At 69.9% G+C, this 12,535-nt stretch carries 13 protein-coding genes and 3 pseudogenes; 2 read left to right on the top strand and 14 right to left on the bottom strand.

Annotated features, from left to right (window positions below):
* Positions 1–350: 350 nt before the first annotated feature.
* From OG202_RS36625 to OG202_RS36585, 9 genes and pseudogenes are all read right to left on the bottom strand, one after another.
* Positions 351–1,784, bottom strand: a complete 1,434-nt coding sequence (locus OG202_RS36625; RefSeq protein ID WP_326575998.1) for a flotillin family protein — start codon at positions 1,782–1,784, stop codon at positions 351–353.
* A gap of 117 nt (positions 1,785–1,901) precedes the next feature.
* Positions 1,902–2,417 (bottom strand): hypothetical protein, encoded by a 516-nt coding sequence (locus OG202_RS36620; RefSeq protein WP_327727447.1) that lies wholly within the window; start codon positions 2,415–2,417, stop codon positions 1,902–1,904.
* A gap of 162 nt (positions 2,418–2,579) precedes the next feature.
* Positions 2,580–2,779, bottom strand: a pseudogene (locus OG202_RS36615) (flavodoxin family protein); the annotation flags it as partial.
* A gap of 16 nt (positions 2,780–2,795) precedes the next feature.
* Complete coding sequence (locus tag OG202_RS36610; RefSeq protein WP_327727448.1) at positions 2,796–3,356, bottom strand: DM13 domain-containing protein; 561 nt, start codon at positions 3,354–3,356, stop codon at positions 2,796–2,798.
* Positions 3,357–3,677: 321 nt separating this feature from the next.
* Positions 3,678–4,064, bottom strand: a pseudogene (locus OG202_RS36605) (FAD binding domain-containing protein); the annotation flags it as partial.
* 344 nt (positions 4,065–4,408) lie between these two features.
* Complete coding sequence (locus tag OG202_RS36600; protein ID WP_327727449.1) at positions 4,409–5,101, bottom strand: TetR/AcrR family transcriptional regulator; 693 nt, start codon at positions 5,099–5,101, stop codon at positions 4,409–4,411.
* A gap of 40 nt (positions 5,102–5,141) precedes the next feature.
* Positions 5,142–5,903 carry an SDR family oxidoreductase gene (locus OG202_RS36595; RefSeq protein ID WP_327727450.1) on the bottom strand — a complete coding sequence of 254 codons (762 nt, stop codon included), beginning with the start codon at positions 5,901–5,903 and terminating at the stop codon, positions 5,142–5,144.
* A gap of 138 nt (positions 5,904–6,041) precedes the next feature.
* Positions 6,042–6,410 (bottom strand): MmcQ/YjbR family DNA-binding protein, encoded by a 369-nt coding sequence (locus OG202_RS36590; RefSeq protein WP_327727451.1) that lies wholly within the window; start codon positions 6,408–6,410, stop codon positions 6,042–6,044.
* A complete protein-coding gene (locus OG202_RS36585; protein WP_327727452.1) occupies positions 6,407–6,802 on the bottom strand; it encodes an MmcQ/YjbR family DNA-binding protein in 396 nt (131 codons plus the stop codon). Before OG202_RS36585 ends, OG202_RS36590 begins: the two co-directional genes overlap by 4 nt.
* A gap of 234 nt (positions 6,803–7,036) precedes the next feature.
* On the opposite strand from OG202_RS36585, the gene OG202_RS36580 reads away from it, so the two are divergent.
* Complete coding sequence (locus OG202_RS36580) at positions 7,037–7,885, top strand: helix-turn-helix domain-containing protein (protein WP_327727453.1); 849 nt, start codon at positions 7,037–7,039, stop codon at positions 7,883–7,885.
* Positions 7,886–8,180: 295 nt separating this feature from the next.
* On the opposite strand, the gene OG202_RS36575 is transcribed toward OG202_RS36580, so the two are convergent.
* The 3 genes from OG202_RS36575 to OG202_RS36565 all read right to left on the bottom strand — a co-directional run bounded on the left by OG202_RS36575 (position 8,181) and on the right by OG202_RS36565 (position 9,561).
* On the bottom strand, positions 8,181–8,741 hold the full coding sequence (locus OG202_RS36575; RefSeq protein ID WP_328224187.1) for a TetR/AcrR family transcriptional regulator: 561 nt from the start codon (positions 8,739–8,741) through the stop codon (positions 8,181–8,183).
* Between the two features lie 7 nt (positions 8,742–8,748).
* Positions 8,749–9,129, bottom strand: coding sequence for an NAD(P)H-binding protein (locus OG202_RS36570; protein WP_328224186.1), 381 nt, complete (start codon positions 9,127–9,129; stop codon positions 8,749–8,751).
* A gap of 72 nt (positions 9,130–9,201) precedes the next feature.
* Complete coding sequence (locus tag OG202_RS36565) at positions 9,202–9,561, bottom strand: cyclophilin-like fold protein (protein ID WP_327727455.1); 360 nt, start codon at positions 9,559–9,561, stop codon at positions 9,202–9,204.
* Between the two features lie 179 nt (positions 9,562–9,740).
* On the opposite strand from OG202_RS36565, the pseudogene OG202_RS36560 reads away from it, so the two are divergent.
* Positions 9,741–9,869, top strand: a pseudogene (locus tag OG202_RS36560) (helix-turn-helix domain-containing protein); the annotation flags it as partial.
* Between the two features lie 22 nt (positions 9,870–9,891).
* Here the strand turns inward: OG202_RS36560 and OG202_RS36555 are convergent.
* Together OG202_RS36555 and OG202_RS36550 are read right to left on the bottom strand one after the other, a co-directional pair.
* Positions 9,892–10,914 carry an alcohol dehydrogenase catalytic domain-containing protein gene (locus OG202_RS36555; RefSeq protein ID WP_328224185.1) on the bottom strand — a complete coding sequence of 341 codons (1,023 nt, stop codon included), beginning with the start codon at positions 10,912–10,914 and terminating at the stop codon, positions 9,892–9,894.
* 127 nt (positions 10,915–11,041) lie between these two features.
* Entirely contained in the window at positions 11,042–12,478 is a 1,437-nt protein-coding gene (locus tag OG202_RS36550) for a carboxylesterase family protein (RefSeq protein WP_327727457.1), read from the bottom strand.
* Between the last annotated feature and the right edge of the window lie 57 nt (positions 12,479–12,535).

The following is a 12,535-nucleotide window of genomic DNA, read 5'->3' as shown; positions in this document are numbered from 1 at the left end:
CATGACCGCGGGAAGGGACGCGTACGGGGCGATCTCCTCCCTGGTCGGTGCCGTACTGGCGCCGACGTCAGCACGCCCGGTCCCTCCCCGCGCGTCCCGAACCGCCTTTGGCTGTCCGGCCGGCCGAGGAAGCCGGACTCCCGCGCCACGGTCCGCGGCCGCGGCGCGGGCGGATTCCTGAAGCAGCCGGCATGCGCACAAGTCCGCACCCTTGCCTCAAGTGCGATGCCCGACATCTGTAGGGCCTTCTCGCGCCAACCGGGGCGGTTCCAGGGCCACCCGGGCGGTTCCAGGACCGCCCGGGCGGTTCCAGGACCGCCCGGGCTCGCTCCTCCGGCCGATGGCCGGCGTCAGCCGGTGATCTCGACCTTCCCGTTGGCCTGGGTGGGCGCCGTCGTCGTGGGCTGCGCACCACCGACCCGGCCGGTCATGCCCTTCAGCAGCTCGGCGATGTCGACTCCGGTGGTTGAACCGAGGAGTTCGAGGCCTTGGGCGACGTTGTCGGCGACCGTGCGCGAGAGTTGGCTGGCGCCGTCGGTGGAGATCACCGTCATCTTGTCGATCGCGCTGAGCGGTTCGGATGCCTTGGCGACGACCTGCGGCAGTACCTCCACCAGCATCTGCAGGACGGCTGCGTCGCCGTACTGGGCGAAGGCGTCGGCCTTCTTCTGCATCGCGTCGGCCTCGGCGGCACCCTTGGCGCCGATGGCGGCGGCCTCCGCCTCACCTTCGAGACGGACGGCGTCGGCGAGCGCGGCGCGCTGTGCCTTCTCGCCCTCACCGGTCAGCCTGGCCCGTTCGGCGGTCGCCTCGGCCTCCTTGACCAGCGCGATGCGGCGGGCCTCGGCCTCCTGCTCGGCCTGGTAGCGGGCGGCGTCGGCGGGCTTGCGGACCTTGGTGTCCAGCTCACGGTCGGTCAGCGCGGCCTGCCGGGTGGCGACCTTCTCCTGCTCGGCGAGCACCTCCTGCTGCCGGGCCGCTTCCGCGAGCGGGCCGGCCGCGGCGGCACGGGCTGCGGCCTCGTCGGTCTCGGCCTTGATCTCGGCCTGCTTCAGCGCGAAGGTCCGCTGGGCGATGGCTATTTCCTCTTCGGCCTTCAGCCGGGCCTGCTCGGCCGCGCGACGGGCGACGGCCTCGGCGATGTCGGCCTCCTGCTTGGCGCGGGCGGCCTCGGGGCGGCCGAGGTCCTCCAGGTAGGAGCCCTCGGTGGTGATGTCCTGGATCTGGAAGGCGTCCAGCACCAGGCCCTGCCCGGACAGGCTCGCCTCGGCCTCCTCGGCGACCTGACCGGCGAACGCGGCACGGTCGCGGATGATGTCCTCCACCGACATCCGGCCGACGATGGCCCGCAGCGCGCCCGACAGCACTTCCTGGGTGAAGCCGACGATGCCGTCCTGCTGCATCAGGAACCGCTGCGCGGCGGCGCGGATCGAGTCCTCGGTGCCGCCGACCTTGACGATGGCGACGCCTTCGAGGTTCGCCTTGACTCCGCGCAGGGTGACCGCGCCGCGTACCGCGATCGGAATGTGCCGGGACGACAGGTCCAGGGTGAAACGCTGTTGCACGAAGGGCACGACGAACACCCCGCCGCCGACCACGACCTTCTGGCCGCTGTTGTCGGTGAACACCCGGCCGGTCTCCGGGTCGGTGGCCTGCTTGCCGCGCCGGCCGGTGACGATGAACGCCTCGCTGGGCCCCGCCACCTTGTAACGGGTGACCACGACGAGGCCGAGCAACACGAGGAGTACGACGACTCCCGCAACGGCTATGACCACTGGACTCATGATGTTTTCCCCCTCAGCCCTCCCAGGGGACGGCAGATCGATACGGGTGCACGTGGATGGTGGATGAATGGGCGCCACCGCTGCGACGGCGCCCGATGTGCGGACCTGCGCGGCGGGTCAGCGTTCGACCGGGCGGACGAAGACCGCTGTCTGCGACAACGCCTCCTCCACCCAGATCTCGGCGCCTCGCGGCACCGGGCTCGGGCTCTTCGCCGCGAGCTTCACCGGTTGCCCGGCCCGGTGGACCAGCACCTCGCCGTAGCCGTCGGCCGGAATGGCCGTCACCACCGAGCCCGCGGCGCCGATCAGGTCGTCGTCGCGCGGGGCGGCGCCGGACCGGTCGTTCAACAGCGCGCGGCTGAAGCGGTAGGCGAGCCAGCCCGTGGCGGCTCCGGCGGGCACTCCGACCGCGGTGGCGCCGAACGCGCCGAGCCCGGTGGTGCCCATGACGATCGCGCCGGAGAAGCCGAGCATGGACACGAACCCGGCGATGACCGGAAGCGACAGCCAGCCGTCGAAGAGACCGTCGAGCGCGTCGACGCCCTCGAAGAGGCCCTCAAGGACACCGTCGAGGACGAGGGACAGGACGAGGAGTACGACTCCTCCGATGCCGAGAACCAGAAACCAGGTCATCAGCCTTCCACCGCCCCTCCCCCACTGTCACCGCGCTGGTGACCGCAATACTCACACGTGGACCCGCCCAAAACACTGCCTGGTTCCGGCAATCTTTACGCTCCCTTGATGCCGTGCTCCGCACCCCCCTGGCCGGAGCGTGGCGAGGACCCGGCCCGACGGGACGAGGCATCCGCCCACGTGTCCGTGAGAGGCGTACTGCCCCTGGAGTCGAGCAGCCGCGAGCAGCCGTACAGCCGCTCGATCACCTGCTTCGTCACCGAGCTGTCGTCGCCCGGCCAGAGGGGCCCGGTGAGCACCAGGGTGTCGGCGGCCACCGCCTTCTCGTACGGCGGCGGCCGGGCGTCGGGGGCGAAGCCGTGCCGGCGGGGAGAACGGTCAGGCTTCGGCGAGTTCGGCGGCGCCGAAGGAGACGTCGAAGCGGTCGCACCAGATGGTGACGCTGGTGTACCGGGTCGGGTCGACGTCATCGGGCAGGGGGTAGTTCTGGCTTCCCTTGTTGCCTTTGAGCTTGCCGAGGCTGGCGTACGCGCCGTCGTCGAAGACGTGCCAGCCGGCCCGGCCCTCCTTCACCGGGGCGTCGGTCAGCCATACGCGCAGGTCCGGGCCGTTGCTGGTGTCGAGCCGCTCCAGCCGGATCACGTGGGTGCCGTCGGTGAGCCGTACGAGTTTCACCGTGCCCGTCGTCGTGTGCTCGTGGCTGATCAGCTCACCGGTGGCCAGTGTCACGGCTCCGGTCGGCTCCGACGGGGCGGACGATGTTCCTGGGCCGGCTTCCGGGGTCCGGGAGGCCTCCACGACGGCGCCGGGCAGGGATTCCGTCACCGTCTCGTCCTGCCAGAGCTTCCACGGCTGGAACCAGTACAGCCCTGCCCCCACGCCCACGACCATCGCCACCAGCAGCCCGATGGTCAGCGGTCCCCTCCGCACGCGCCCCATGCCGTCCCTCTTCTCGCTCCGTGAGTCCGTGTCGTCATCCCCATTCAACGGAACGGGCGATCGCTGCGGCCGGGTTGGCCGATGACGAAATCCTTACGTCTCGGCACAGCGTGCGCGCCTGGGCGAAGGAGCGATACACGATGAATCGCATGGGCTGCAACAGTTCGTAGCTCCTCGCCGCGGATGTTTCTGCTGATCAGAGACCCTGACGCGTGAACGGCCGTGGCTCCCTTGCGTATACGAGGGCGATTCCCGGCGTCGGCCTCTGACCTACGACGAGGTCCAAGCGCTGTTCGACGCCGCCGATGCCCGACCTCGACGAATATGGGGCGTGTTGCCGGGCAGCCGGTGGAACTCGGCGACCGGGATACGCCGCACGCCGCGCACGCTCTCCGCCGCGACGACCGCGCCGAGCATCACCGGCGCCACCGCCATGCCCGAGGGATGCGTGGCGATGCAGTGCTCGCTCGCGCCCAGGACCGCGCCGCCGCGGGAGAACCCGCCGATGGCGTCACAACCGCTGCCGGGTGCGCGTTTGTTGCACGCGGCGCTCTCGTCGTAGAAGTACATGCAGCGGGTGCGCTGCAGCAGGTTGCCTCCCACGGTCACCATGTTCCGCAGCTGGGCGGACGCCCCGTGCAGGATCGCCTGCGCCAGCACCGGGTAGCAGGTGCGGATGAGGGGGTCCGCCGCGAGCCGGCTACGCGCTGTCTGCTGGTGGCGCTGAGTAACCGGTGCAGCCGCGGTGGTCGCCGCCGCAGAAGGCCAACACCGTGACAGCGGGGCCGGCGTCTTCCCGGGTTCGCACGTGCTGGCGGATTTCGTCGATCACTTGTCGGTGGTCTCGCCACCGAGCGCGACGCCGGGGGCGCACGCCGGCAGTACCGGGAGGTCACGGTCCCGGCTGAGCCGTCGGCCGCTGTTGGTTACGGGGAGGACCGGTCGCGCTCGCCGGTATTGGTTGTCGGTCGAGTCATCCGTACCTGCGCCTGTCCCGGTAGGGCGACGTATCGGGGTGCTGCAGCGTGAACTGGTGGTCCGGGGTTCAGGATTCAGGATTCGGTGCGATAGCGGGTGAGCATGAGGGCGACGGCTTCGTCCACGATCGTGGTGTCGGTGGGGTCGGGCGGGACGAAGTCGGTCCGTACGAGTTGAGGCCACAGGAGCTGGCCGCAGATCATGCCGAGGAACTGTTCGGCCACGGCGGATGTCGGCTGTGTCTGTCCGTCGGCCGAGCGGAAGTCGAGTGTGCCGGCCTGTGCTTCGGCGTCCAGGTAGTCGCGGAGCCGGTCGAAGAAGGGTCCGCGGTCGATGGCGAAGCCGGTGCCGACGATGTCGGCGAGTTCCGGCATCTGCGGAAGTTCGGTGATGATGAGGCGGCACAGCGCCGCCGTGCCGGGCCGCGAGACCAGACAGGCGTAGTCGCGGCCGATGTGGTCCAGACCGTACCGGGGATCGCCGGGCGGGGGCGGTGCGGCGTACTGCACGTCCAGCTGCCACTGTTCGGAGGTGACGGCCGCGAACAGCGCGGCCTTGGAGGGGTACCGCTTGAAGAGGGTGCCGGTGGAGACGCGGGCCTCCCTGGCGATCTGGGCCAGGGAGGTCTTGTCGTATCCCCGGGCGAGGAAGAGGTCGCGGGCGGCGCGGATGATGCGCGCGCGGTTCTCCGCTTTGATCTGCGCGTGATACCCGGCCTGGCACGTATCGCCACCGGTTTCCGCTCGGTCACGGTCCGCCACCGACATACCCACGCCCCTCGCCCGTCTCCCAGCCGCATCCTCGCTGTCAGAGGACGGTCTGGCCGCCGTCCAGGATAAGGTCCTGGCCCACAGCGAAGGCGGAGGCATCGGAAGCCAGATACACGACGGCTTCCGCGACCTCCTCGGGCATGCCCATGCGACCCAGGGGGATGCCGGAGCTGATCACCTCCAGAACCGCCTTCCGCTGGTCGGGATCCTCGATTCCGAGCTTGGAGCCGGAGTACAGCGGGGTGTCCACGGGGCCGGGGCTGACCGCGTTGAACCGGATGCCGTGCGACCTGAGCAGGTCCGCGTTCCACGACCGCATCAGGGAGGCGACAGCCGCCTTTGTCGCGGCGTAGGCGTTTGAGTGACCGTAACCGCCGTGCGCACTGTTGGACGCGTTGAGGATGACCGAGGACGGGTTGGCCAGCACGGGCACCAGGGCCTGCGTGAGGAAGAAGACGCTCTTGACGTTGATGTCGAAGAGCCGGTCGTAGCTGTCCTCCGTGTGATCCTCGAACGGCCGCCAGTCCGAGACGCCGGCGTTCAGGAACGCCACGTCCAGTTGTCCGAAGTGCTCACGCACCCACTCCGCCAGGCCGCGCTGTGCATCGAGATCGCGCGCATCGGCCTGCACCACCGGCACCTTGTCCCCGAGGATCTGCCGCGCCTTGTCGATGCTGGCCGGGGTGACCCCTGTGACCAGCACGTCGGCCCCCTCCGCGATAAAACGCCGCGCGGTCTCCAGACCGATCCCACTCGTGCCGCCGGTGATGAGGGCGCGCTTGCCCGCAAGACGATTCATCTTCATTGTTCCTTGCCGAGTCGTAAGGTAAGTCGATGGACTCACCACGCGAAGGTAACCTCCGCGCCACCCTTGAGGCAAGTTGATCCACTTACCATCGGCGGTTCGGCCAGGCCGGAGAGGGGAAGCTCGCGGCGCTCATCGGGCACCGGGGCGGTCGCGTCGCGGCAGTCGCTCGGCGACCAGGTCGTAGGAATCCTCGACCGCGTCGGTGATCAGCCGCTCGGTGATGCCGGGGCCTGGTCCCAGTGAGATCCAGTGGCGTTTGTCGAGATAGCGGCCCGGTGTGATCGAGGCGTGGCCGCGTACGTGAGCGCGGGCGGGTTCGGGTTCGCACTTGACCGTGATGATCTGATCGTCCGGGTCGTCGGTGACGATCAGGAACACCTTGCCCGCGACCTTGTACACGTCGAGTCCCGGAGTGAAGGGGTATCCGTGGCTGACGTCGGGGAGGGCCAGGGCCGCCTGGCGGGCGGTGTCCTGGAGCCGGTCGCCGGCCGCGCTCACCGGGCAGCCCGCGTGCCGGTGCCGTAGGTGTGCGGGTCGACGGGCCGCTCGGCCCTGGGCAGGTGAGCGACGACGAGCCGGTAGGAGTCGGTGACGAGTTCCTCGACCAGCTTCTTGTCGACGCCTTCCCCGCTCTCCAGGGTGATCCAGTGCTTCTTGTTCATGTGGTAGCCGGGGGTGATGTGGCTGTACTGCTGCCGCAGGGCGTGGGCCTCGCCGGGGTCCGCCTTGAGGATCACGACGGGACGCCCCGGGACTTCGGTCATCAGCATGAACACCTTGCCGCGCACCTTGAAGACCTCCCAGTCGGGGCCGAAGGGGTGCTCCAGCTGGGCTCCGGGGAGTTCCTCCGCGCAGTCGGCGGCGGTCTTGTGCAGGGCCGATCCGTTCATGGGTGGTGAGCCTTCTCAGGTGGTGGCGGACTGTGGCGTCGAAGGAGGCGGAGGGCGCGCCGCGCGGGCGCCGTGGCACGTTCCATCCTTCCGTCGAAGCCGACTGGAAGGGCGGTAGACTGCGGACACGTGATGGTCGACAAGCGACACTCCGGGCCGAGCAGGCAGGCCGGACCAGCTGCGGTTCCGCTGTACGGTTTCCAGCCCCCGGTCGGGACTCCGTACGGCCTTGAGGTGAGTACCGTCGAGGACTTCTTCGCCCAGCACGACGACTGGCCGTGGAACCCGCCCCGTCCGGGCCGTGCCACCTTCCACTACCTGATCCTGGTCACCGAGGGTGAGTTGCGGCACGACGTCGACCACGTCACGCGGACGGTCGCCCCCGGCCAGTGGCTGTGGGTACGTCCCGGGCACGCGCAGTGCTGGCATCCGCCCGGCGCGGCCCGCGGCCCGTTCATCCTGTTCGAACCGGACGTGCTGCGGCCCGACCTCGCCCGTCTCCTGGCCCCGCTCACCGCGCACGAGGCGCCTGCCGTGCTCAGCCCGGACCCCGACGACGCCGCCTGGCTCCGGCAGACGGCGCTCCAGCTCCTGGACGAACACCGCGCCCTGGGGCGCCGCCCCCTCGACATCCACCACGCCCTGCGGCGCAGCCTGCTCGAATCGCTGCTGCTGCGCCTGGCCGACTCCCCGGGCATCGCCCCCGTCGGCACGGCAACGGCCGCGGCCACGGCCCGCGCCGGCCGTGGCCGTGCCGACAGGTACGGGCGCTTCCTGGACGCCCTGGAGCTGCACTTTCGCGAGCTGCATCAAGCCGCGGATTACGCCGAGTTGCTCGGCTGTTCGGTCCGCACCCTGAGCCGTGCCGCCCGGGACGCCACCGGCAAGGGGGTGCGTGAACTCATCGACGAGCGGCGCCTCCTGGAAGCCCGGCGCCTGCTGGGAGGTGCCCGGTGGGACGCCCGGGCTGTGGCTGTCCACCTCGGCTTCACCGATCCCGCGAACTTCGGCCGCTTCTTCCGCGACCGCACCGGTCTCACCCCGGCCGCCTTCGCGGCCCGCGCGGCGAGGACCGACGCGTGACGGAATCCCGGCGGCGTAGGCCCCGTGCCCGTCAGGAGGCGATGGCTCCCTTCGCGGTGTGCGTGAACGCCCCATGGGAGCGCACGATGTGCCACTCGCCGCCGATCACCTCATGACCAGGCGCCTTGCCCGGAAGGCGCCATCCCCAGCCGGCCGAGGAAACCCGCCCCGGCCGACACCTGAACGTTCCAGGCCACGGATGCCCGCCGGGCCTCGGCACATCCATGAACAGTCAGCAGTGCCCGGTCATTTCCGCTTGGTGAACTGCCAGACGATTCTGGCCAGTCCTCTGCCCTCACCGGTCCGCGTCTTGTCGGGAAAGACCGTCGAGGATGACGTTCATCAAAGGCCGTGCCCTTGATTCCCACTCATCCCGGTCCAGCCGGCCGAGGTATGCGATGAGCAGGAGGACCCCGTGGGCGTCCAGGTCCGCGCGGATGGAACCTGCCGCTTTACCGGCGTCCAGCAGGTGACCGAGGGCGCCCTCGATGGGGTTGTGGCTGTGGGCGGCAAGGTCCTGCCACGCCGCCGCCTCAAGCGCTGCCAGGACGCCGCGCTTGATGTCGGCGTAGTCGATCACTCGGTCGAGCCAGTGACGCAAGGCTGCCACAGGCTCGTGTCCCGCCAGCAGAGCGGAGGCGGCGACCACGAGTTCTTCGACATCGCGCCGGTACACCTCGGCGAGGAGCGCTTCGCGGTTGGGAAAGTGCCGGTAGAGCGTTCCCTGTCCTACACCGGCGCGCTTGGCGATCTCGTTGAGGGGGACGTCGTTGGACTCGGCAACGGCTGCGCGGGCGGCCTCCAGGATGCGGGTCCGGTTCTGCGCCGCATCCCGACGGCGTGCTGGCGTGCTCATAGACCTCTCACTCCTGATGTTCCGCCCACCACCAATGGACACGTGTCCGGAAGGGCGAGCCGCGCACGGGAAGGCGGAAGCGAGGAGGAACAGGTGGACTCCTGCCTTCGCTGCGGCGGTTGCCGGTGAATTCCACGCCCTGCCCGTCGACAGCGTGCGCCTGTCGCGGGCCGGCTCCGCTCGCGCCCGCGGTGAAGACGGCTGCGTCGGCACCTTTCAGACGGGCGGCTGGAGTGTCCACGCTGAGCGACGTCAGGTCGCCGAGAACCGGCTCTGTTCCGTCGGATTCCAGGGTGTGCGCCTGCTCGGTATGGCGGTGGAGGCCCACGACCTGGTCGCCCTGTTCGATGAGTCGTGCGGCGAGGCGGGAGCCGACGCCGCCGGTCACCCCGATCGCGAGGCCCGGGACAGGGGCCCCTCTTCTCGCTGGTTGACGATCTCGGTGGTTTCCGGCTGGGTCTCAGTCGATGGCCTCGATGGTGACGTCGACCGTGCCGTCGTACTTCTTGAAGGCATCGGCCCCCGAGTCGATTTCGCCGAGGATGACGATGCCGGGGTCGGGGACGGACTGGCCGTCGTGGTCATAGAAGATGGCGATGCCGGGACCGGGTGACCAGTAGATGATGCTGCCGATCTCGTAGCCGAACTGCGGCTTGCCTCCCCCGGCGAGAGACCGGGGCAGGTGACCGTACTTCTCGCGCTCGAGCAGGTCGTTCATCTGCAGCGTCAGCGGAAGCAGTGAGGCGAAGTCGCGTGCCGTCGCGTTGTCGTCGAGGGTTGCGTTGAGGACGGTTTCTCCGGCGGTCAGTCGGATTCTCATATGGGTCCTGCCCTCTGGGGTGTTGGTGGAGGGATCGTCGGCGGCCTACACGTACGCCATGTTCATCGGGGTACGCGCTTCAGTTCGGCACGGACCCCGTGAAAGTAACTTCCACATCACCCCGATGGCAAGTCGATCCACTTACCATTGGGGGCTTGGGGCTGGTCGGTCGATTGCCTGGCACGGCCCCGGCCGGCACGGGCCGTGCCGACAGGTACGGGCGCTTCCTGGACGCCGTGGAGCTGCACTTTCGCGAGCTGCACCAAGCCGCGGACCACGCCGAGTTGCTCGGCTGTTCGGTCCGCACCACGTTTCTCAGTTGCCTGTGTCTCAGCCGTCCAGGACGACGACGTGCTTGCCCGGCGTGGTGCCGGACTCGACGTCGGCCTGGGCGTCACGGACCTGTTCCAGGCCGTGGTAGACCTTCGCGACCGGGACGTTGAGGCGCCCTGCGGCGATGGCCTGGAGCTGGTGGGCGAAGACGTCGGCCGGGAGGTCGGCGGCCTGACCGCCGTAGGAAGTCAGCCGCACCCCGTTGGGGATCATGAACGGGGTGAAGTCGGGGATCGTCCACTGGCCCGCCAGGGCTCCGGTGAAGCAGACGGTGCCGTGGCGGCGGACGGTGCGGAGGGTGTCGGCGAGGACCGAGCAGCCCACCAGCTCCAGTACGGCGTCGACACCCTCCGGCATCAACTCGCTCACCTGGTCGGCGATCGTGCCGCTGTCGACGAGGGCATGGTCGGCGCCCGCGGCCCGCAGTTCCCCGGCCCGGTCCGGGCTGCGGGTGGTGGACAGCACGGTGGCTCCGAGGTCCTTCGCGATCGTGGCCACGCTCAGCCCGACCGTGGAAGTGCCGCCGCGGATCAGCAGCGTCTGCCCGGCCTTGAGGTCCAGGCCGGTGGTCAGCGATCCGTAGGCGGTCTGGAACATCTCCGGCAGCGCACCGACGACCTCCCACGGCAGGCCGGTCTCGAACGGGATGACCTGTGCTGCGGGGACGGTCACGTACTGGGCGTACGCGCCGTCGTACGAGCGGCCCATGCCGCCCATCATCGTGGCCACCTGCCGGCCCGCCCGCAGCCCGCTGTCCTCGTCGGCCTCATCGACCACGCCGACGCCCTCGATGCCGGGCACCCGCGGGTAGGTGACCTCCGCGTCCGACTCACCCTTGCGGGTGGTGACCTCGGACTCGTTGACACCGAACGCCTTCACCCTGATCCGCACCCAGCCGGGCTTGCGTACGGGCACCGGCACGTCCTTGATCTCCAGTGCGTCGAGGCCGCCGGGCCGGGTGACGACGACGGCCCGCATCGTCGCCTGTGCGGCGCCGCCGGCTGCTGTCGATTGGCTCATGCCGAACTCCTAGCTCTTCTTTCCCAGGGAATGCGAAGGCGGAGCCGGGACTCCAGGCACAGGTACCCGGGTGATCAGTCGGTGGTGACCCTGCACCGTTGCGTATCTCGGTATCGCCCGGTGACCGTCAGGGGCGGTCGATGTTCTCCCACAGGTCGAGGGCCGCCTGGTAGTGGGCGCCCGCCTGGAAGGGCAGGTTGCCGACGCTTCCCGAAGTGAGCCGGTCCATGACGGCGGGCCACAGACGGGCCTGCTCGCCGGTGGCGAAGTCGAGCACGATGTCGCGGATCCGCGTGTCACGCTCGGCCTGCTCGGGGCTGCGGCCCGGCTTTTCCTGGCCGACCAGGGCGTACATCTCGGTGCCGTGCACGGCGGGCGCGCCCTCGGCCGGCCCGATCATCAGGAGATGGGCATCGCCGCCCGCGGCGGCGTGCGCCAGGGCGCCGCGGCCCGCGGGGAGCGCGAAGAGGTAGTCCGCCATGAGCGCGGCGCGGACCTCGGCAGGGGTGCAGCCGCCCTGGTCGTAGGCATCGACGATCTTCTTCGCGTGGGAGCGGGGAATGCGCCACCTCGCGACCTCGTCGGTGACGCGGTCGAGCGTGTGCGGGTCGAAGCGGTCGAGGTCGTTCGCCACCCACCAGCCCATGTCGTCACTGGCCATGCTCAGCAGCACGTCAACGTCACGGTGGGAGCCCGAGGCGAGGACATCCATGGGGTGGGCGTGTACCACCGCGCCGGGCTGTCCGGTGTCCAGGACGACGCCGGTGGCCTGGTTGTCCACCCCGCCGCGGACTCCGAGGTCCGCCGGACAGACCTTGCGCAGGGCGGCCATCAGGGCAGTCGCGTCGAGGTCGATCAGCTTGTCGGGGTTGTCCGCGACGCCGAGTTCGGTGACGAACCGGTGCGCGAGCTCCTCCGCCCACCAGACCGGGACGATACGAGCGGGCCCGCCGGAGAACCCGGCCAGGCGCCGGTACAGGCCGTTGGCGGAGGAGGCGCCGAGCAGCCCGAAGGTGGCATAGGCGCCGCCGCTGTGGCCGTAGACCGTGACGTTGTCGGGGTCGCCGCCGAAGTGGGCGATGTTCTGCCTGATCCAGGTGAGCGCGGCGATGATGTCCTGAAGGAACAGGTTGCTGGCCTCGGCGAGCCGCCCGCCGTACTGCGAGAGCGAGAGCGCACCCAGCGCGCCGAGCCGGTAGTTGACCGACACGCCCACCACGCGTCCCGACGCGGCGAGACCGGCGGCGTTCGAGGTGATCTGCGTGTTCGCGCCGTACTCGAATCCGCCGCCGTGGACGTACACGGCCACCGGCAGCGCCTCCCCGGCCGGCTGCTCGGGAGCCCACACGTTCAGGTTCAGGCAGTCCTCGCCCATCCCGCTGTCCGCTTCGAGCCAGTCGCCGCTGTCGGGCTGGACGGAAACGATGCCCTTGCGGTCATAGGGGCGGTCCGGATCGAAGTCCGCGACCATGGGTCGGCGGTATCGCTCGGCGGTGGCGTACGGGATTCCCCACCAGGACCGCACTCCTGGTGCAGTTGGGGCCTTGGGAGGGGTGGCGGTCATGGCACGTCCTTCCAGCGCGGTTCGGCTGTTCGCGCGGGGCTTCGGCGGCTGGTTGCT

The sequence above is a fragment of the Streptomyces sp. NBC_00310 genome (assembly GCF_036208085.1).
Lineage (GTDB): Bacteria > Actinomycetota > Actinomycetes > Streptomycetales > Streptomycetaceae > Streptomyces.
The sequence above is the reverse complement of the archived record's forward strand: the minus strand, read 5'-3'. Positions and strand labels throughout refer to the sequence as shown.

Excerpts from the sequence above, each read along its gene's own strand:
- OG202_RS36625 (WP_326575998.1), bottom strand. The coding sequence starts at position 1,784 with ATGAGTCCAGTGGTCATAGCCGTTGCGGGAGTCGTCGTACTCCTCGTG.
- OG202_RS36620 (WP_327727447.1), bottom strand. The coding sequence starts at position 2,417 with ATGACCTGGTTTCTGGTTCTCGGCATCGGAGGAGTCGTACTCCTCGTC.
- OG202_RS36610 (WP_327727448.1), bottom strand. The coding sequence starts at position 3,356 with ATGGGGCGCGTGCGGAGGGGACCGCTGACCATCGGGCTGCTGGTGGCG.
- OG202_RS36600 (WP_327727449.1), bottom strand. The coding sequence starts at position 5,101 with ATGTCGGTGGCGGACCGTGACCGAGCGGAAACCGGTGGCGATACGTGC.
- OG202_RS36595 (WP_327727450.1), bottom strand. The coding sequence starts at position 5,903 with ATGAATCGTCTTGCGGGCAAGCGCGCCCTCATCACCGGCGGCACGAGT.
- OG202_RS36585 (WP_327727452.1), bottom strand. The coding sequence starts at position 6,802 with ATGAACGGATCGGCCCTGCACAAGACCGCCGCCGACTGCGCGGAGGAA.
- OG202_RS36575 (WP_328224187.1), bottom strand. The coding sequence starts at position 8,741 with ATGAGCACGCCAGCACGCCGTCGGGATGCGGCGCAGAACCGGACCCGC.
- OG202_RS36565 (WP_327727455.1), bottom strand. The coding sequence starts at position 9,561 with ATGAGAATCCGACTGACCGCCGGAGAAACCGTCCTCAACGCAACCCTC.
- OG202_RS36555 (WP_328224185.1), bottom strand. The coding sequence starts at position 10,914 with ATGAGCCAATCGACAGCAGCCGGCGGCGCCGCACAGGCGACGATGCGG.
- OG202_RS36550 (WP_327727457.1), bottom strand. The coding sequence starts at position 12,478 with ATGACCGCCACCCCTCCCAAGGCCCCAACTGCACCAGGAGTGCGGTCC.